Annotated in this window: 15 protein-coding genes; 6 read left to right on the forward strand and 9 right to left on the reverse strand. The window is 71.4% G+C overall.

All coding sequences use genetic code 11. The annotated features are described in order from the left end of the window. Positions 1–10 precede the first annotated feature (10 nt). From O9K63_RS00085 to rfbB, 3 genes are all read left to right on the forward strand, one after another. Positions 11–1,426 carry a bifunctional dTDP-4-dehydrorhamnose 3,5-epimerase family protein/NAD(P)-dependent oxidoreductase gene (locus tag O9K63_RS00085; RefSeq protein WP_277239791.1) on the forward strand — a complete coding sequence of 472 codons (1,416 nt, stop codon included), beginning with the start codon at positions 11–13 and terminating at the stop codon, positions 1,424–1,426. A gap of 147 nt (positions 1,427–1,573) precedes the next feature. Then, the gene (locus O9K63_RS00090) at positions 1,574–1,849 is read left to right on the forward strand and encodes a hypothetical protein (RefSeq protein WP_277239793.1); all 276 of its coding nucleotides are present in this window, start codon (positions 1,574–1,576) and stop codon (positions 1,847–1,849) included. A gap of 21 nt (positions 1,850–1,870) precedes the next feature. After that, positions 1,871–2,863 (forward strand): dTDP-glucose 4,6-dehydratase, encoded by a 993-nt coding sequence (gene rfbB, locus O9K63_RS00095; RefSeq protein WP_277239795.1) that lies wholly within the window; start codon positions 1,871–1,873, stop codon positions 2,861–2,863. 170 nt (positions 2,864–3,033) lie between these two features. Here the strand turns inward: rfbB and O9K63_RS00100 are convergent, their stop codons facing one another. The 3 genes from O9K63_RS00100 to O9K63_RS00110 all read right to left on the reverse strand — a co-directional run bounded on the left by O9K63_RS00100 (position 3,034) and on the right by O9K63_RS00110 (position 6,125). After that, complete coding sequence (locus O9K63_RS00100) at positions 3,034–3,540, reverse strand: GDYXXLXY domain-containing protein (protein ID WP_277239797.1); 507 nt, start codon at positions 3,538–3,540, stop codon at positions 3,034–3,036. Continuing rightward, positions 3,537–4,772: a DUF2157 domain-containing protein gene (locus O9K63_RS00105; RefSeq protein WP_277239799.1), complete on the reverse strand. Its 1,236-nt coding sequence runs from the start codon at positions 4,770–4,772 to the stop codon at positions 3,537–3,539. Before O9K63_RS00105 ends, O9K63_RS00100 begins: the two co-directional genes overlap by 4 nt. Before the next feature lie 87 nt (positions 4,773–4,859). Next, entirely contained in the window at positions 4,860–6,125 is a 1,266-nt protein-coding gene (locus O9K63_RS00110; RefSeq protein ID WP_277239801.1) for an NRAMP family divalent metal transporter, read from the reverse strand. A 212-nt stretch (positions 6,126–6,337) separates the two neighbouring features. Here O9K63_RS00110 and O9K63_RS00115 point away from each other — a divergent pair, with 212 nt between their 5' ends. After that, entirely contained in the window at positions 6,338–7,291 is a 954-nt protein-coding gene (locus tag O9K63_RS00115; protein WP_277239803.1) for a hypothetical protein, read from the forward strand. Between the two features lie 116 nt (positions 7,292–7,407). Here O9K63_RS00115 and O9K63_RS00120 read toward each other — a convergent pair whose 3' ends face one another. The 5 genes from O9K63_RS00120 to O9K63_RS00140 all read right to left on the reverse strand — a co-directional run bounded on the left by O9K63_RS00120 (position 7,408) and on the right by O9K63_RS00140 (position 13,122). Further along, positions 7,408–8,601 (reverse strand): integrase core domain-containing protein, encoded by a 1,194-nt coding sequence (locus O9K63_RS00120; RefSeq protein ID WP_277237754.1) that lies wholly within the window; start codon positions 8,599–8,601, stop codon positions 7,408–7,410. Positions 8,602–8,729: 128 nt separating this feature from the next. Further along, positions 8,730–10,040, reverse strand: coding sequence for an ABC1 kinase family protein (locus tag O9K63_RS00125; RefSeq protein ID WP_277239651.1), 1,311 nt, complete (start codon positions 10,038–10,040; stop codon positions 8,730–8,732). Continuing rightward, positions 10,037–10,930: a hypothetical protein gene (locus tag O9K63_RS00130; RefSeq protein WP_277239653.1), complete on the reverse strand. Its 894-nt coding sequence runs from the start codon at positions 10,928–10,930 to the stop codon at positions 10,037–10,039. The genes O9K63_RS00125 and O9K63_RS00130 overlap by 4 nt, the downstream gene beginning before the upstream one ends. Positions 10,931–11,131: 201 nt before the next feature. Beyond that, a complete protein-coding gene (locus O9K63_RS00135; protein WP_277239655.1) occupies positions 11,132–11,683 on the reverse strand; it encodes an NUDIX hydrolase in 552 nt (183 codons plus the stop codon). Next, the gene (locus O9K63_RS00140) at positions 11,680–13,122 is read right to left on the reverse strand and encodes a zinc-dependent metalloprotease (RefSeq protein WP_277239656.1); all 1,443 of its coding nucleotides are present in this window, start codon (positions 13,120–13,122) and stop codon (positions 11,680–11,682) included. The genes O9K63_RS00135 and O9K63_RS00140 overlap by 4 nt, the downstream gene beginning before the upstream one ends. 88 nt (positions 13,123–13,210) lie before the next feature. On the opposite strand from O9K63_RS00140, the gene O9K63_RS00145 reads away from it, so the two are divergent. After that, the gene (locus O9K63_RS00145; protein WP_277239658.1) at positions 13,211–14,296 is read left to right on the forward strand and encodes a YlbL family protein; all 1,086 of its coding nucleotides are present in this window, start codon (positions 13,211–13,213) and stop codon (positions 14,294–14,296) included. Positions 14,297–14,483: 187 nt separating this feature from the next. Here O9K63_RS00145 and O9K63_RS00150 read toward each other — a convergent pair whose 3' ends face one another. Further along, a complete protein-coding gene (locus O9K63_RS00150; RefSeq protein ID WP_277239659.1) occupies positions 14,484–15,035 on the reverse strand; it encodes a PPA1309 family protein in 552 nt (183 codons plus the stop codon). A gap of 45 nt (positions 15,036–15,080) precedes the next feature. Here O9K63_RS00150 and O9K63_RS00155 point away from each other — a divergent pair, with 45 nt between their 5' ends. Beyond that, a complete protein-coding gene (locus O9K63_RS00155; protein WP_277239660.1) occupies positions 15,081–18,068 on the forward strand; it encodes a UPF0182 family membrane protein in 2,988 nt (995 codons plus the stop codon). Positions 18,069–18,084 lie beyond the last annotated feature (16 nt).

Below are 18,084 nucleotides of genomic sequence, written 5' to 3' on the forward strand. Positions count from 1 at the left end.
GCCTCCGATCATGGCGATGCAGCTCGAGCACACCGAGGTCCCCGGACTGCTCGTGCTGCGTATGCCGGTCCACCGGGACACGCGCGGCTGGTTCCAGGAGGCCTGGCAGCGGGAGAAGATGACCGCGCTCGGGCTGCCCGACTTCGGCCCGGTGCAGCACAACGTCTCCCACAACGCCGTCCGCGGGTCCACGCGCGGGATCCACGCCGAGCCGTGGGACAAGCTCGTCACCGTCGTGCACGGGGCGGTCTTCGGCGCGTGGGTCGACCTGCGCGAGGGGGAGACCTTCGGCGCGACCTTCACCACCGAGATCGCGCCGGGTACCGCGGTCTTCGTGCCCCGCGGCGTCGGTAACTCCTACCAGGCGCTCACCGACGGAGCCGTCTACTCCTACCTCGTCAACGCGCACTGGCGCCCCGACCTGACCTACACCGCGCTCGCCCTCGACGACCCCACCGCCGCCATCGACTGGCCGATCCCGCTGTCGCAGGCCGAGATCTCGCCCAAGGACCAGGCGAACCCGACCCTGGAGGGGGTCACCCCCTTCGCCCGGCGTCGGCCGTTGATCCTCGGGGGGAGCGGGCAGATCGGCTCGGCCCTGCGCGCGCTGCTGCCCGATGCGCTCGCGCCCACGCGCGCGGAGCTGGACCTGACCGACCGCGCGGCCGTGGCCGCCCTCGCCCTCGGCGAGCACGACCTGGTCATCAACGCCGCCGCGATGACCGCCGTCGACGCCGCCGAGAGCGACGAAGGGCGCCGCCTGGCCTGGCGGCTCAACGCCGAGCTGCCCACCCAGCTGGCCCGCCGCGCCGCGAGCGAGCGCTTCACCCTCGTGCACTACTCCACCGACTACGTCTTCGACGGGCAGACCGAGGTCCACGACGAGGACGAAGCCCTCGCCCCGCTGTCCGTCTACGGGCAGAGCAAGGCCGCCGGGGACCTCGCCGTCACGCTCGCCCCGCGCCACTACCTGCTGCGCACAGCGTGGGTGGTCGGGGACGGGGCCAACTTCGTGCGCACCATGGCCCGCCTCGCGGACGAAGGGGGTACCCCCGCCGTCGTCGACGACCAGCACGGGCGGATCTCCCTCGCCTCGGAGATCGCGGCGGCGACGCTGCACCTGGTGGAGCGCTCCGCTTCCTTCGGCACGTACAACGTCACCCAGGCCGGTGAGCCGTTGACCTGGGCGGGGGTCGCCCGGGAGGTCTTCGCGCTGCGCGGGCGCTCGCGGGAGGGCGTCACCGGGATCAGCACGCAGGAGTACGGCGCCCCGGCGCCGCGGCCGCGGCACAGCACCCTGTCGCTGGACCGGTTGCGCCAGACGGGTTTCCAGCCCGTCGACCAGGTCGAGGCGCTGCGCCGGTACGTGGCCTCGGGGCTCGCGCCCGGGGACGCCCACGCCCCGGCCACCGATTCAGGTGTCTGAGGGGCAGGTCAGAAAACTTACTGCTCTCTTACCCTTGATTTACCATTCAATGTACTCCAGAGTAGGAGTGCACCCCCGCTGGGGAAGAGCGGGGGTGCACTCACGGGCCGCCCAGCCGAGGGCGGTCGGAAGGTGCGGAAGGTGGACATGGCGCGGTCGACGCAGGGGCCGGACCTCCAGCTGAGCCTGGTCACGCCCATCGCCGCGATCTTCGCCGCGCTCATGGTGGCGCTCGGCTCGTACGGTGTGGTGACGGACCTGGCCGACACCTCGGGCAGCGAGCGGTCGTTCGGGTTCTCGGTGGGGAGCGACGACAGCGCGGCCACCGCCGGTTCGCTGGTCGGCGATCGCCCCGGCGGGGCGGACCCGAAGGCGATCGAGGCCCTGCACGAGGCGATCCTCGAGCACTACCGCACCCGCTGACGGCCGACTAGCCTGAGCGGCATGCGGGTGCTCGTCACCGGGGGAGCCGGGTTCATCGGGAGCAACTTCGTGCACCGGACGCTGGCGACCCGGGACGTCGAGGTGACGGTGCTCGACGCGCTGACCTACGCGGGGTCGCTGTCGTCGCTGGACGGGGTGCGGGATGACGTGCGGTTCGTCGAGGGGGACGTCGCGGACGCGGCGCTCGTGGACTCGCTCGTGGCGAACTCGGACCTGGTGGTGCACTTCGCGGCGGAGTCGCACAACGACAACTCGCTCGCCTCGCCCGGGGCCTTCGTGCAGACCAACGTCGTCGGGACATACGAGCTGCTCGAGGCGGTGCGCCGGCACGGGGTGCGCTACCACCACATCTCCACCGACGAGGTCTACGGCGACCTCGCGCTGGACTCGCCGGAGCGGTTCACCGAGGCCACGCCGTACAACCCCTCCAGCCCGTACTCCTCGACGAAGGGGGCCTCGGACCTGCTGGTGAGGGCATGGGTGCGTTCCTTCGGCATCGAGGCGACGATCTCCAACTGCTCCAACAACTACGGGCCGCGCCAGCACGTGGAGAAGTTCATCCCCCGCCAGGTCACCGAGGTGCTCGACGGACGCCGTCCGCGCCTGTACGGCGACGGGCTCAACGTGCGCGACTGGATCCACGTCGACGACCACAACGACGCGGTGTGGGCGATCGTCGACCGGGGTGAGGTGGGGGAGACCTACCTCATCGGGGCCGACGGCGAGGTCGACAACGTGACCGTCGTGCGCTCGGTGCTGTCGCTGATGGGCCGCTCACCGGAGGACTTCGAGCACGTGCCCGACCGTGCCGGCCACGACCGGCGGTACGCGATCGACTGGTCCCGGCTGCGGGAGGAGCTGGGGTGGCAGCCGCGGTACCGGGACTTCGAGTCCGGGCTCGCCGCGACGATCCAGTGGTACGAGGCCAACGAGCAGTGGTGGCGCCCGATGAAGTCGGCCACCGAGGCGAAGTACGCCCGCACGGGGCAGTAGGCGCCGGCCGGGCCCCCCTTCGCCCCGGTCGATGTAATCCCGCGGCTACGGAGGCGCGGGATTACATCCAACCGAGTACACGGGGCGGCGCAGTGAGCGAGGGCGGCCACACGGTCCCTGAGGTGCGAGTTCGCGGAGCGAGCGAGCCTCGAAGGGACAGCCCCCGAACCTCAGGGCGACTCCCGCACGTCGACGAGGGCGGCGTGGCCCCACCTGTCGACGCGGACCTCGGCGTAGGCCCCGTCGGCGAGGTCGCCCTCCATGGCCAGCGCCTCGTCCTGGGGCAGGAACCAGCTGTCGATGCCGCACCGGACGTTCCACGAGTGGTCGTCGCAGGCCAGGTACGGGGTGTCCGAAGGGCGCTCGCGGAGCCACTCGTCCGCGACCCAGACGTCCCCGTCGCGGCGCAGCGTGATGTAGACGTCTCCCGACTCGCCGTCGTCGAGGCTCCAGGCGCCGGGTGGCATCTCGCCGGAGGCCGGGTCGGGTGGCGGCTGCAGGTCGGGGTAGCCCAGGCTGACGTAGGCCCCGCGGAAGGGGTCGATCAGGTCGATGGGTTCGACCCGCAGGACGTGGCTGTCGCCGATGAGCCGCGCCGAGAGCTGGGGAGCGACGGCGACCCCCACGAGGACCAGCTGGGCAACCGCGATGGTCGCGACGGTGGCGATGCGCTTCATCGCTGCACCCCCTCGTCGGAGCCCGGTCCGGTGACGGGATCGAGCGTCTTGGCCATTCGTCGGCGAGCACGGTCGAAGAGCAGCCCGGTCCCGAGGAAGACGACGCCCAGGACCACGAAGAGCAGGGCCCCCGTGACGATCGGCGCGAAGACCGCGAAGCTCTGGAAGGTCGTGAAGGCCACGAGGGCCGCCATCGCGACCCAGTTGAGCGCGCGGTGCTCGCGCAGCACGTCCAGGGCGAGGAGGGCGACCGCCAGACCGACGTAGGCCACGACACTGAGCACGGCGTGCGCCCACTGGCTGGGCCCGACGTCGCTGATGTCCGTGCCGGTGTCCCACAGGGCCAGCAGCACCGCTGCGGCGAGGACGACGAAGGCCCCCACCGGCTCGATCCACGCGTGGTCGGGCCGGCGCACCGCCAGGGCGACCGCCACGATGCCGAGCAGCACGGCCGCGATGAGCTCGACGATCAACCACAGCGACCAGTCGAGCCCGTCGTAGATCCCCGGGATCGCCGCGACGAAGAGGGCGGCCAGGGCGAGGGCCGCGGCGACCAGTCGCCACCCCCACGCGAAGGAGCGGACCCAGCCGTCGCTGAGCACCGCGAGCGAGGCGGTGACGACGGCGCCGGCGCCGAGGGAGATGACGCCGGCCATCGCGCTGCCCTCGGTCCACAGGGGCTGCCAGATCCACCACTGGACGCCGGTCCCGAGGCCGACGAGGAAGGGCATCGTCGACTTCGTGAGGTGGGCGTGCAGCAGGGCGCCCAGCGACCACAGGCCCACCAGCGTCGGCTCGTACGCGGGCACCTGCAGCGACTGCGCGGCCTGCATGATCACGGCACCGATGCCGAGCGCGGCGAGCAGCCGGATCGCTCCCACGAGGGGAAGGGGGGCGCGGCGCGCGGCGAGGACCTCACCGCCGATGAGGAAGGCCAACCACAGGGCGACGACGGCGATGAAGCGGGTCATCGGGCTCAGCTCGTCGAGGTTGGAGGCGACGAGCCAGATCAGACCGACGCCGACGAAGGCGCCGCCGAGCAGGAGCATGATGCGTCCGAGCACGGACGAGGCGGACGAGCCACCGCGGACGTCGTACCGACCGGTGATCCTCTCCGCCTGGGTGGCGTCGATGACGCCCGAGGCCCGCCAGTCGGCGACCTCCGCGCGCAGCCAGTCGAGCTGCTGGCGGCTGACCTCACGCGGCGCGCTCGCGTGGGATGTGGTGTCCATGGACAAAGCATGGCCCCTCGCCGGCGGCTTGCCCATGAGTACGGCGCCCCAACCCCCTTCGCCCGTCGTGCGTGGGGTGGGGAGGACTCAGAGCAGGCCCAGCTCCGAGACGAGGAAGAGCCCGCCGAAGCCGACGAGGAAGGCCAGACCGGCGTACGCGAGCACGCGGATGCCGACGGAGAGCCGGCGCTCGCTGCGGATGATCGAGAAGTTCAGCCAGGCGAAGACCGGGGCGGTGAGGAAGGCGCTGATCATCGCGAAGCGCAGCATCGTGCCGAGCTCGGCGCTCATCCACACGACGATCGCCAGACCGACGCCGGCGATGCCGGTGATCCACAGGTCCTTGTGGCGGCGGGTCATCTCCGAGCGGCCGCTCAGCAGCCGCAGGGACTCCGCACAGGCGCGACCGTAGCCGTCGACGACGGAGATCACGGTGCCGAACATGACGGCGAAAGCGATGACGGCCATGATCGGGGTCGCCCATGCGCCGATGGCGTCCCCGTACATCGACATCAGCTGCGGGATGTAGGCGCCGCCGGCCAGCTCGAGCTCCTTGCCGCTGCCGTACTGGACGAAGACGCCGAGCCCGACGAAGAACACCGCCAGGATCGTCGAGACGACGTAGCCCATGTTGAAGTCGAAGAGGACGTCGCGGGTGAGGACCGTGCGGTCCTCGGCCTTGGCCTTGACCCACAGCGAGTTGAGCGCGCTGATCTCGATCGGCGCGGGCATCCACCCGACGAGCGCGACGAGGAAGGGGAGGGTCGCGAGGTTCCACGGCGAGGGCTCGACGAAGTCCGGCTGGCGCACCGCGCCCTGGCTGGCGGCCATCACCACGGCCACGACCGTGGAGAGCGCCAGCACGCTGAGGATGACCTTGGTGACCCCGTCGAGCGCCTTGTAGTGACCGCCGACGAGCAGCAGCCAGGTGATGACCATCAGGGCGCCGGCCAGGACCGGGACGCCGAGGCCCCACGACGCCGGCACGAGGTAGGACAGGATCACCGTGCACAGCAGCGCGACGCCCGCGGTCGAGACGACCGACGACAGCGCGGCGAGGACGAAGAAGACCCACAGGTAGACCCGGCCACGGCGCGCGTAGCCCTCGACGAGGCTGTGGCCGGTCTCGGCGGTGTACTGGGGCCCGAACCGGAAGAAGGGGTACTTCAGCAGGTTGGCCAGCAGGATCAGCCCGACGAGCTGCCAGCCGAAGAGCGCGCCCGCCTGGGTGGAGGAGATCAGGTGGGAGGCGCCGATCGCGGCCGACGCGGCGAGCAGGCCGGGGCCGAGGGCCAACCACCGGCTGCGCCAGGTCGATCGTGGTGTGACATGGCTCTCATCGGTGATCGTCATGCGCGGCACCGTAGCAGCGGGGAGGCCCGCGGCCCGCATCCGCGGGAGTCGCCCCCGCTCCGCCGGGTCGATGTATTCGTGCGTGGTGGGATGCGCGGGGATACATCGACCCAGGGCGGCTCGCTGTCCACAGCCGGACGTCGTGCTGGCTCGTCGTCCCCAGCTGCACGGGGTCGGGTCCATCGTGACGAGGCGGCCAGCACGGTGTTCCCATGCCACCTCGCGAGACCGCCATCGAGCGTCACCGCCGCGTGCTCGCTGCGTCCGAGGAGACCGGCTTCGTGCTGAGTCGGCGACGTCTGCGTGAGCTCGGGGTCACGCGTCACCAGGCCGACGCCCAGGCCGCAGCGGGGCGGTGGGTCAGGCTGGGGAACCAGACATTCGGCATGCGCGACGCGCCGTTGGACGATGACGCTCGGTGCTGGCGTGCGGTGTGGGAGACGGGCGAGCGGATCGCCCTCGTCGACGGGGCGTCGGCGCTCCTGGCCGCGGGGCTGAAGGGATGGACCGAGGACGTCGTGCACGTGTCGGCCATCCACAACCACGTGGTCGCCCCGATCGACGGGGTGAAGATCCACAAGGTGATCCGTCGTGTCGAGGACGAAGCGGTCCGAGTCGGCATACCGAGGACGACACCTGCCGTCGCGGCGATCCGAGCCGCACACTGGGCCGTCAGTGATCGACAGGCGGCGACGATCCTCGCCATGCCGGTGCAGCAACGCCTCGTGACCGGGGAGCGTCTCGTGGCCGCGCTCGAGCTGGTGCGGGGGCGGACACGACGGGCCCTGATCCGTCAGCTCGTGATGGACATCGTCGACGGGGCGCAGTCGCTGGGCGAGATCGACTTCGCCGCGGCGTGCCGCAAGCGGGGGCTGCCCGTCCCGAGCCGGCAGGTCATGCGAAGGGGGCCGCGCGGACGGGTCTACCTCGATGTCTACTTCGAGGAGTACGGATTCGTCGTCGAGATCGACGGGGCGGGTCACCTGTGGGGGTTGGCCCAGGTCGACGACAACCTGCGTGAGAACCAGGTCGTCATCGACGGTGACAGGGTGCTACGGATCAATGTCGTCGGGCTCCGCCTCAACGAGGAGACCGTCATGGACCAGGTGGCCGCCGCCCTTCGCTCCGATTGGGCCCAGGACAACCTGGCTCGCCGGCGCCGCTGAGCTGGGGGACCGGCGCGGAGAGCCGGCACGTCGCCCGGTCGATGTATTGGTGCGCCTCCCGGGACGTGTCCTGTGAAGGGACATGTCGGACAGTCGTGAAGGGACATGTCTGACAGTCAGGGGCGTGCTTCGACTCGATAGTACGTGCGGCCGGTTTTGGGCGTGGTGATCTTGTCCGGGTCGAGTTGGATGTGTCCCAGGATGCGTTCTTCGTGGAAGAGGACGGCGTGGTCCTGGTCGATGAGGTAGTGCAGGGTCGCGCCGGCCCAGGCGACGCCGAGGCTGACCCGGGCTCCGGGCAGGTCGAAGTACCCGGCCGGGGGCAGAGTGACCTCACGCACGAACTGGCGTTCCTTGAGCTGCTCAGGGTCTGGAAGGGCCTTGTCGGTGGCTGCGTAGCGCCGCGCGGGCGTGCTTCCGGCGATGCCCTGGTGCGGGCGTTCGGTGTTGAAGATCAGGTCGTAGGCATCGAGCAGGCGTTGCAGCTCGGGTAGGTCCGTGGCGCGCTCACGCGCTCTGAGCCACTGCTCCAGCGTCTGCCACTCGCGTTCCTTCTTGCCGTTGGTCTGCGGGTGCTTGGGGCTGGAGTTGATCATCCCGACCCCGATGCGGTGCAGGCGAGCCTCCAGGATGGAGTAGCCCCCGCCCTTGATCAGCCGGGCGGTGAAGGCCGTGCTGTTGTCGCACTGGATGAACGCCGGCTTTGCGTGGCGGTCCATAGCGGCGACCATGCATTTCCAGGTGTCCTCGCCCGTTTCGGCGCTGGCGGCGCGTGAGGCCATCAGCATGCGGGAGTGGTCGTCCTGGAAGCGCAGCACGACGCCCTTGCCCTCGGTGAGCTTGACCTCGTGCCCGTCCAGCTGCCACACCCCGTTGGGTTTCATCGCCTCGAAGCGGCGGTAGCTGGACTTGGGCCGCTTGGACGGTGTCGGCTCGGTGCGCCCGTGGTCGGTCAGGATCTTGTGGCAGGTGCGCGCCGAGGGGACCTCCACGCCCGCCAGGGTGAGCCAATCGTGCACCGACATGGCCCCGCCGTCCCAGCCCTCTGCAACCAGCTCGTCGTGCTTGTCGAGCACCGCCGCGACCGTGTCAGCGTCCGTGGCCCTGGGCGAGTTGTTCGGCCGCCTCGAGCGCGGGATCAAACCTTGAACGCCCTCTTCGCGCATCCGGCGCCGATACCGGTAGTACGTATCCCGCGAGATGCCCTGCTGCTTGCACAGCTCGCTCACCGAGGTCCCCGAGGCATCCTCCAAGACAGCGTGAGCACCGACCGCCAACCGAACTTCCACCGAGACCGCCTGCTGACTCATGCAGCCCATCTTCCGGGCCGCTACCGAGCCCCCGGTTGTCAGCGATGTCTCTTCACATACCTGTCAGGCATGTCCCTTCAAATCACAAGCGTCCCAGCGCGCCGGGATACATCGACCCGACGGGACCCTCACTCCTCGGCGAAGCCCGGCAGGTAGCGCTGCATCGAGCCGCGGGCCGCGATGGTCGCGCCGAGCTGGGCGAGCACGCCGGTGGAGCCGACGAAGACCCGGTGGATCATCGCGTACTCCCGGGGCATGTTCAGCCGCAACCCGGTGGAGAACTCCGGTGTCCGCAGGTCGGTGAGGCCCTTGGTCGCGGAGCGCAGCCACTCGCGGGTGAAGGAGTGCGTCGGCGTGCTCAGCGGCTCGATGAGGGGCAGCAGGTAGGCGAGCACGTCCTGTGCGTCGACCTCGATCCCCGGACGGATGAAGCCCTCGGCGCGCAGTCCCTCGATGACCGCCTCGGCGTCGCCCGCCAGGGCCTTGCGCACGAGGGTGCCGATGAGCGGCGGGAACCCCTCGGACAGCCGGGTGACGGCCCCGTAGTCGATGACGCCGAGCCGTCCGTCGGGGGTGAGGCGGAAGTTGCCCGGGTGCGGGTCGGAGTGGAGCAGGCCCACACGCTCCGGTCCGGAGAGCAGGAAGTCCAGGTAGAGCTGGCCGACCCGGTCGCGCACGTCCTGGTCGGCCTCGCGGATGATCTGGCTCAGTGGCGCGCCCTCGAGCCACTCGCTGATCAGGACGTGTCGGCTCTGCCGGACCACGTCGGGGACGGCGACGTCGGGATCGTCGCGGTAGGCCTGTGCGAAGGCGCGCTGGTTGGCGGCCTCGAGCCCGTAGTCGAGCTCCTCGTCCGCGGCGGCGAGCAGCTCGTCGGTCACCGGCTTGATGTCCATCGCGGGCATCCACGTCGTGGCCACGCGTGCCAGCCGGGCGATCTGCTGCAGGTCGCTGCGCAAGGCCCGGTCGGCGCCGGGGTACTGGACCTTCACCGCGACGACCCGGCCGTCGGAGGTGACTCCGCGGTGCACCTGGCCGATCGAGGCGGCCGCGACGGGACCGTCCTCGAGCTCCAGGTCCTCGCGCCAGTCGGGACCGAGGTCGCGGGTGAGGACGGAGTGGACCTCCGCGGTGGACATCGGCGGCGCCGCGTCCTGCAGCCGCACGAGCATCTCGCGGTAGGGCTCGACGTACTCCTCGGGCAGTGCGGCCTCGAGGACGGAGAGGGCCTGACCGACCTTCATCGCGCCGCCCTTGAGGGAGCCGAGCACGGCGAAGAGCTGCTCGGCGGTGCGTCGCTGGATGTCCTCGTTGACCACCTCGGCGGGGGTCCCGCTGAGGCGTCTGCCCAGCCCTCGGGCACTGCGCCCGGCATGGCCGAGCGGCAGGGATGCGAGCCGCGCGGCGCGACCGGCGGCTCCTCGGGGGATCTCACTCACCCGGCCATTGTGTCGTCCCTCCCTGTGTCCGGGCTGGACCCCCCTTCGTCCCCGGGTGTCGGGACCACCCGCAGCGGTGCGGTGGTGCACCGGCTGCACCCCGGGTGGACCGGCCACAGGTGCCGCTCGAGGGTGGGCCCGGGGGTGGCGATCTCGAAGGACCACTCGGGTGTCGCCAGGCGCCCGCCGACGTGGTCGAGCACGAGCGTGGTCGTCAGCCCGGCCGCGAGAAGGCGCAGCGCGGGGACGCCGTCGACGGGAGCGGGCCCGGTGATGCCGGGGCGGTCCAGCTGGGCGCTCAGCCACGGCCAGGCCGGGTCGACCTCGGCCCGGGTGAGGTCGAGGCAGTGCAGGCAGGGCCCCTGCCCGGGCAGGAGAAGGGGGCCGATGCTCGCCTGCTCGTGCTGGCACCACAGCGGCAGCACCGGGACCCGCGCCACCAGCCAGGGGTGCACCGACTCGGCGGCCGGTGGCGTTGTGCTGACGACCACGGCCAGGTCGGTGGCACCGCCCTCACCGCCCGGACGCACCCGTGTGGTGTCCACGCGCTCGCTCTGGCGCAGGCCGTCGACGAGCAGCGCCGGCAGCGCCCCGGACCCGACGACGGCGACTCGCGCCTCCTCGCCGCCGGCGTCCGGGTGCAGGAGGCCGCCGGCGACGAGCTGGTCGAGGACACTCGTGGCGCGGCCCGGGTCGAGGCCCTCGAGGGCCGCCGTGGTGACGGCCTCGGTGAGCGTGCGGGAGGGGTCGACGCCGGTGAGCCAGCGGCACTCGGCGTCGGAAAGGCCCTGCAGCCGGACCGAGCGGGCACCCAGCCCGATCTGCACGCTGCCGTCCGGTCGGCGCAGTGGTCGCAGGTGCGGCGTGGTGCCGGGGCCGGGAAGGTGCATCGTCGTCTCGCTCGGTGGCCGGGATCGGTGGACGACCACTGTGGCGCAGTTCGCGAGGAGGCCCGACCGGTTGTCCACAGGCCCCGCGCCACATACGAACTACTGCAGGCAGCAGTACGTTTCGTGTGCAGTAGTTCGAGCTACTGCCGACGATACGAGGTGCTGCCTGCAGTAGTTCGTTTCTGCGGGACCGCTGAGCGCTCAGACCCGGCTGGCGAGCTCCACGAGCGAGCGGAGCGAGTCGTCCATGTCGTCCGGCAGCGCGTCGACGGGCCACCACGCGAGGTCCTCGGACTCCTCGGAGGCGACCGGCTCGGCCCCCTCCGCGGCGATGGCGATCCAGCGCAGGTCGAGGTGCTCGGTGCACCGGGTGAAGCCCGAGCCGAGCGCGTGCCGGTCCAGCTGGGCCGGGCCCGGCCGCAGCTGCAGCGTCGCCGCAGTCAGGCCCGACTCCTCGAGGGCCTCGCGCAGGGCACCGGCGGCGACGGAGGTGTCGTGCTCCTCCAGGTGCCCGCCGAACTGCAGCCAGCGGCCGACCTTGGGGTGCAGGGTCAGCAGGACGTGCTCGGCGCCCGGGTCGACGACGAGGCAGGAGGCGGTGAAGTGCGCCGGCGGTCCGGACCGGTCGGTGGCTGCCTCGTGCGCGTCGAGGTGGGCCAGGTACTCGAGCCGCAGCGCCTCCTGCTCGGCCGTCGGTGACGGCCAGGTCGTCAGCAGTCCGCGCAGGTCGTCGGCGAGCGCCGCGTGGCTCATCGGTCCTCTCCGGGGTCGGTGCCGTCCTCGGGTGCGTCGGTGTCCCGGTCCGCGTCCGCCTCGCTGAGGATCGACTCGAGCGCGGCGTCGAGGTCCTCGCTCCCGGAGGACTCCCCGGCGGCGGCGCGCTCGACGAAGCCGAGCACGTCGTCCAGGTCGTCGGCGCTCGGCGCGACGTCCGGGTGCGCCCACACGGCGTCGCGGCCCTCGGCCCCGACGCGCTCCTCGAGCGCGGCGAAGAGGCTGGCCGCATCACGCAGGCGGCGCGGCCGCAGCTCCAGCCCGACCAGGCCGGCGAAGGTCTTCTCCGCCGGACCACCCGTGGCCCGGCGCCGCCGGATCGTCTCGGTCATCGCGGAGGTGGCCGGCAGCTGGTTCCTCGTCGCCTGCACCGACACGTGCTCGACCCAGCCCTCGATCAGGGCCAGCCACGTCTCGAGCTGGGCCAGGGCGCTGCGCTGCGCGGGGGAGGGCGCCGGGTTGAGGAAACCGCCGGTCAGCGCCTCCTGGATGGCGCCCGGGTCGGTCGGGTCGATCTCGCGCACCGCGGCGTCGATCGCGTCGGTGTCGATGGCGATGCCCCGCGCGTAGGCCTGCACGGCCGCCAGGATCTGCGGGCCCAGCCACGGCACCGCCGTGAAGAGGCGCATCCGGGCCGACTCGCGCGTCGCCAGGTGCAGCCACACCTCGTCGAGCTCGACGTCGAGGCCCTCGGCGAATCCGGCGACATTGCCCGGCAGCAGCGCCACCCGGTCGCTGACGAGGGGCACGCCGGCCTCGGTCGCGGTGAGGGTGTCGGAGGCCAGGGCGCCGACGGCCTGGGCGGTCTGCCCGGTGATCAGGGTGGAGGCCATCCGGTCGACGAAGGGGGCCATCTGCTGGCTGAGCATGGACATGTCCATGCCCGGCGGCAGGCCCAGAGACTGCAGGTCGGGGGCGCTCGGGTCGTTCATCCGCGAGGTGAAGGAGTCGCGGATCGCGCCGGCGAGACCGTCGGCGATCGGGTCGACGAGCGAGGCCCACACCGGCATGGTCGCCTCGACCCACTCCTCGCGGGAGAACGCCTCACCGGTGAGCGCGGGCGCCTCGAGGGAGGTCACCTGGTCCAGCCACAGCGCCGCGAGGCGGGTGGCCTGCTCGACGAGGACGAGCTCGCGGTCGCCCATGGTGTGGTCCGACTCGGAGATCACCTCGCGGGCGGCCGACGTCGCCGCGGTGACGTCCACCCCCTTCGCCTGGGCGCCGGGGGCGAACATCGCCTTGATCTGCGAGGTCATGGCCGCGACCTGGGCCGGGTCGGCATCGGTGATGCCGAGGGCCTTGAGCTGGTCGACGACCTCCGGGGGGAGGTCCCGACCGCCGTTGAGGTCGCGGAAGATCCGGGCAAGGTCCTCAGGCAGCCCGTCGTCGCCGGAGGGGGTGCTGGGGTCGTTGCTCACGTGTGTGCTCTCTTCCTGAGAGGATGTGCTGTCCTTTAGACCCAACCACGAGCGGCGCCGGATGGTTCCCCGACCCCCAGGAGGTCATGTGCTGGACGAGCCGGCCCAGCCACCACGCAGTGAGCGGATCGCCCGTTACATACTCGTCGTGTCGGTGCTCTTCCTCATCGTCGCGCTCCTCGGCAGCTTCATCAAGGTGAGCTACGCGGTGGAGAGTCCCGGACCGGTCACCGACACCCTCGGCGAGCTCGACGACGGCACGCAGCTCGTCCGCGTGGACGGTGCGAAGACCTACCCGACCGAGGGGGAGCTCTACTTCACGACCGTGCGCATCCTCGGTGGCCCCGAGCGCCACATCAGCGTCTGGGAGTGGGTCCAGGGACACCTCGACCCCGACTCGCGGGTCGTGCCGGAGGACAAGGTCTTCGGCGAGGACCGCAGCGCCGAGGAGGTCGAGGAGCTCAACGCCGCCCTCATGGAGGGCTCGCAGCACACCTCCATCGCCGTCGCCCTGCGCAGCCTCGGCGAGGAGGTGGGCCAGGAGAACGTCGTCGCACGGATCGCCAAGAAGATGCCCGCCGCCGGCGCCCTGCGTCTCGAGGACGTCATCGTCTCCGTCGACGGCGAGCGCCCCGGGAGCCTCGAGGAGCTCGTCAACGCGATCGCCGACCGCGAGGTCGGCGAGGAGGTCACCCTCGAGGTCCGGCGCGACGGCAGGACGAGGACCGTCACGCTCGAGACGGCCGACATCGGCAACGACCGCGCCGGCGTCGGTGTCGTCCTCGAGCCGAAGTACGACTACCCCTACGAGGTGCGGATCGACGCCGGCCACGTCGGCGGACCGAGCGCGGGGATGATGTTCGCGCTCGCCGTGCGCGACCGGCTGACCCCGGGCGCCATGACGGGCGGGAAGTCCGTCGCCGGCACCGGCACGATCGCCGACTCCGGCCAGATCGGGCCGATCGGCGGCATCCGGCAGAAGATGGTCGGCGCCCGGCAGGCCGACGCGCGGTGGTTCCTCGCGCCGGAGGACAACTGCTCCGCCGTCGTCGGCAACGTCCCCGACGGCCTGGGCGTGGTGGCCGTGGACACCTACGACGACGCGGTCACCGCGGTCGAGGGCATCGCGAAGGGGGAGACCGCGGACCTGCCGACGTGCGAGGACGCGGCGTAGTTCCCCGCTCGCAGACGAAGGGCGCCGCTCTTTGGCGCGAAGTCCGCCCGTCGCGGACGAAGGGGGTACGGCAGGCCTTGGCGCACAGTCCGCACCCCCGCAGGGGATCCCGCACCGAACGCACTCAGTGCGGACTGTGGCCTGAGTCGGCCGACCGCACCCCTTCGTCCACTCCTGTCCGTACTGCTCAGTCCTCGAAGGTCGCCCGCAGCGCGTGGACGAGGCCAGGGGCGATGTCCTCACCGGTGGCGACCCGGTCGTCCCGGTCGTGGGCGCGCTGACGCAGCAGGCACACGGCCCGACCGTCGCGGTGGACGGCCACGAGCAGGCGCACGTCCTGGCGCTGCGGGTGGTCAGCGAGGGCGTCCACGGCCTCGTCCGGGTCCTCCGGCAGGTCGCGCTCGGCACCCGGGGGGATGACGACGCGCTCGACGGCCAGCGCCGCGCCGTGCACGGTCTCCGGCCAGGCCATCCGGCCGAGCAGCGACTCCAGCGAGGAGGTCCGCGGCAGGTCCTCCTGCTCGATGGCCGTGAGGGCCCCGGGCGCGCGGTCGGCCGCACCGTCGAGGGCGAGCTGCGGCTCGGCCTCGACGAGGGTGGCGGTGTCGACGAGCGCGAAGACCCGGGGGTTCTGGTCCCATCCGGAGATCGCGACATGGCGCTCGGTCTCGAGCGCGGCGACGGTCAGGGGTTCGGTCGTGGGGATGTTGTCAGATGACGAGTCGGGCACGGGGACCATGCTGCCCTACGTCCTGTCAGGTCCTCTGGGTACGGTAGGCGCACCATGAGCAGCGCGAGTTGGCCGCACGGCGGTGACAAGGGGGGCGCGGTGCCGCCCCGTGACCACGACGGGACCCCACCGAGGCGTGGCCCGGGCAGGGTGGCGAAGGCGGCCATCGCGATCGCCGTGCTGCTCGTGATCATCAGCATCGTCGCGGGGTTGTGGACCGAGTCGCTGTGGTTCAGCGCACTCGGCTTCTCCGAGGAGTGGTGGTCGCGGCTGAGCACCCAGGCCCTCCTCTTCATCATCGGGGGCCTGGTCACCGGCCTACCCGTCGGCCTGAGCCTGTGGCTCGCCCACCGCACGCGTCCGCTGACCGTGCCGATGTCCGCCGGGGAGCAGGCCCTCGCGCAGTACCGCCAGGCCATCGAGCCCTTCCGCAGGGTGACCGCGTGGGCGTTGCCCACCGTGCTCGGCCTGCTCGGCGGTCTCACGGCCGCGGGGCAGTGGCAGGTCTGGCTGCTGTGGCGCAACGGCGAGGCGACCGGCGTCACCGACCCGCAGTTCGGGCGGGACATCGGTTACTACCTCTTCGGGCTGCCGTGGTGGAGCTTCCTCGTCGGCTTCCTCACCGTCGCGATGCTCGCGAGCCTGCTCAGCGCGGTCTTCGCGCACTACATCTACGGCGGCATCGTCCCGCCCGGACGCGGTCGCTCCACGCGGGCCGCCTTCCTCCACCTGGCCGTCATCGCCGCGGTGCTCGCGGTGCTGCGGGCCTGGAGCTACCTGCTCGACGCGCACGCCCTGACCACTCGCGAGGGCGAGGTGCTCACCGGCGTCGGGTACACCGCGGACCACGCGATCATCCCCACCAAGTACATCCTCGCGGTCGCGGCGGTGCTGTGCGCCGTGCTCTTCCTCGCCTCGGTCCGCTCCCGCTCTTGGCGGCTGCCGATGATCGCGGTCGGCACCCTCGTCGTCCTCTCGATCGTCGTCGGGGCGATCTACCCGGCCCTGGTGGAGACCTACCAGGTCTCGCCCTCGCGCAACACGCTCGAGGAGCCCTACCTGCAGCGCAACATCAACGCCACGCGGGAGGCGCACGGTGTCGCCGAGACCGAGGAGACGACCTACGACGCCGTCTCGGACGTCACCTCCGGGCAGCTGCGCCAGGACGCGCAGTCCATCCCCGGCATCCGACTGCTGGACCCCGCGGTCGTCAGTCAGACCTATCAGGAGCTGCAGGCACAGCAGCAGTACTACACCTTCCAGGACGAGCTGGACGTCGACCGCTACGAGATCGACGGGGAGACCACCGACGTCGTCGTCGGGGCGCGCGAGCTCGAGCTCGACAACGTCCCCGCCGACCGGCGCGACTGGGTCAACGACCACACCGTCTACACGCACGGCTACGGCCTCGTCATGGCCCGCGGCACGCAGGTGCAGGCCGGCAACCCCGAGTGGATCAACCCGGCGTCGGCGATCGGCGAGTACGAGCCGCGCATCTACTTCGGCGAGCAGATGGACCACTTCTCGATCGTCGGCCGCAGCGACAACCAGGAGCCGCGCGAGGTCGACCGCCCCACCGGTGGTGAGGACTCGCGCTACACCTACCAGGGTGACGGGGGAGTGGACATCGGGTCCCCCCTTCGTCAGGCGGCGTACGCGCTGACCCACCGCGACCTGAAGTTCATGCTCTCCGACGCGGTCGGGCCCAACTCCCGGCTGATGGAGCACCGCACCCCCAGGGAGCGTGTGGAGCGGGTGGCGCCGTGGCTCACCCTCGACGACGACGTCTACCCGGCGATCGTCGACGGGCGCATCAAGTGGATCGTGGATGCCTACACGACCTCGCGGCAGTACCCGTACAGCACCGCCTTCTCGATGTCCGGCGTGCAGACCGGTCAGGTCTCCTCCCGGGAGACGCAGCAGGCGAGCGCGCTGGTCGGCGATCGGGTCAACTACATGCGCAACTCGGTCAAGGCCACCGTCGACGCCTTCGACGGCAGCGTCGACCTGTACAAGTGGGACAAGGACGACCCGATCGTCGAGGCCTGGGACAAGGCCTTCCCCGACCTGATGCAGGACCGCGACGACATCAGCGGTGAGCTCATGACGCACCTGCGCTACCCGGAGGACCTCTTCCTCATGCAGCGGGCCGTCCTCGCCGACTACCACATCACCTCCGCGAGCGACTTCCGCGCCGGGCAGGACCGCTGGCGCGTGCCGGACGACCCCTCGCGCGGTGACGAGGGCGTGGCCCAGCCGCCGTACTACCTGTCGCTGGCGATGCCCGAGCAGAACCGGCCCTCGTGGAAGCTGACCTCGACCTACATCCCGCGCGGTCCGCGCAACGTCATGGCCGGGTACCTGGCCGTCGACGCCGATGCCGGTGCGACCGACGGCGACCCGGCCCAGGGCTACGGGAAGCTGCGTCTGCTCTCGGTGCCACGCAACACCACCGTGCCGGGTGTCGGCCAGGTGCAGAACGACATCGTCTCCTCCAACGCCACCTCCGGCGACGGCAGCCAGACCCTGCAGGACTACCTCAACAACGCCAACCGCGGCGGCTCGCAGGTGCACTTCGGCAACCAGCTGGCGCTGCCGGTCGGGGAGGGCTTCCTGCACGTCGAGCCGATCTACCTCTCCTCGTCCTCGGGGACGTCCTACCCGCAGCTGCGGATCGTGGTGGCGACCTTCGGCGGCAAGGTCGCCTGGGGCCCGACGCTCGACTCGGCGCTGGACCAGCTCTTCGAGGGCGATGCCGGTGTCGAGGGCGGCGACTCCACGCCGGCTGAGGGCGAGCCCGGGTCCGGGGACGAAGGGGGTGACGGTGGCGGTGACGAGCCGGCAGCGCCCGCGGCGAGCGACCCCGAGGCCCTGCGCGAGGCCATCGCCGGCATGGAGCAGGCCTACGCGGACGGCCAGGAGGCGCTGCGCAACGGCGACTTCGCCGCCTACGACCAGGCGCAGAAGGAGCTCAAGCGCTACCTCGAGCAGGCCGCTGCCGCACAGCCCGAAGGGGGCTCGGCAGAGCTGGAGGGCAACTGATTTGGTCCTCCCCGTG

It is taken from the genome of Janibacter cremeus (assembly GCF_029395675.1).
GTDB lineage: Bacteria > Actinomycetota > Actinomycetes > Actinomycetales > Dermatophilaceae > Janibacter > Janibacter cremeus_A.

What these genes read in the sequence shown, in the direction of transcription:
- O9K63_RS00130 (WP_277239653.1), bottom strand. Translation starts at nt 10,930, where the DNA reads ATGCACCTTCCCGGCCCCGGCACCACGCCGCACCTGCGACCACTGCGC.
- O9K63_RS00135 (WP_277239655.1), bottom strand. Translation starts at nt 11,683, where the DNA reads ATGAGCCACGCGGCGCTCGCCGACGACCTGCGCGGACTGCTGACGACC.
- rfbB (WP_277239795.1), top strand. Translation starts at nt 1,871, where the DNA reads ATGCGGGTGCTCGTCACCGGGGGAGCCGGGTTCATCGGGAGCAACTTC.
- O9K63_RS00090 (WP_277239793.1), top strand. Translation starts at nt 1,574, where the DNA reads ATGGCGCGGTCGACGCAGGGGCCGGACCTCCAGCTGAGCCTGGTCACG.
- O9K63_RS00115 (WP_277239803.1), top strand. Translation starts at nt 6,338, where the DNA reads ATGCCACCTCGCGAGACCGCCATCGAGCGTCACCGCCGCGTGCTCGCT.
- O9K63_RS00120 (WP_277237754.1), bottom strand. Translation starts at nt 8,601, where the DNA reads ATGAGTCAGCAGGCGGTCTCGGTGGAAGTTCGGTTGGCGGTCGGTGCT.
- O9K63_RS00100 (WP_277239797.1), bottom strand. Translation starts at nt 3,540, where the DNA reads ATGAAGCGCATCGCCACCGTCGCGACCATCGCGGTTGCCCAGCTGGTC.
- O9K63_RS00105 (WP_277239799.1), bottom strand. Translation starts at nt 4,772, where the DNA reads ATGGACACCACATCCCACGCGAGCGCGCCGCGTGAGGTCAGCCGCCAG.
- O9K63_RS00085 (WP_277239791.1), top strand. Translation starts at nt 11, where the DNA reads ATGGCGATGCAGCTCGAGCACACCGAGGTCCCCGGACTGCTCGTGCTG.
- O9K63_RS00150 (WP_277239659.1), bottom strand. Translation starts at nt 15,035, where the DNA reads ATGGTCCCCGTGCCCGACTCGTCATCTGACAACATCCCCACGACCGAA.
- O9K63_RS00110 (WP_277239801.1), bottom strand. Translation starts at nt 6,125, where the DNA reads ATGACGATCACCGATGAGAGCCATGTCACACCACGATCGACCTGGCGC.
- O9K63_RS00155 (WP_277239660.1), top strand. Translation starts at nt 15,081, where the DNA reads ATGAGCAGCGCGAGTTGGCCGCACGGCGGTGACAAGGGGGGCGCGGTG.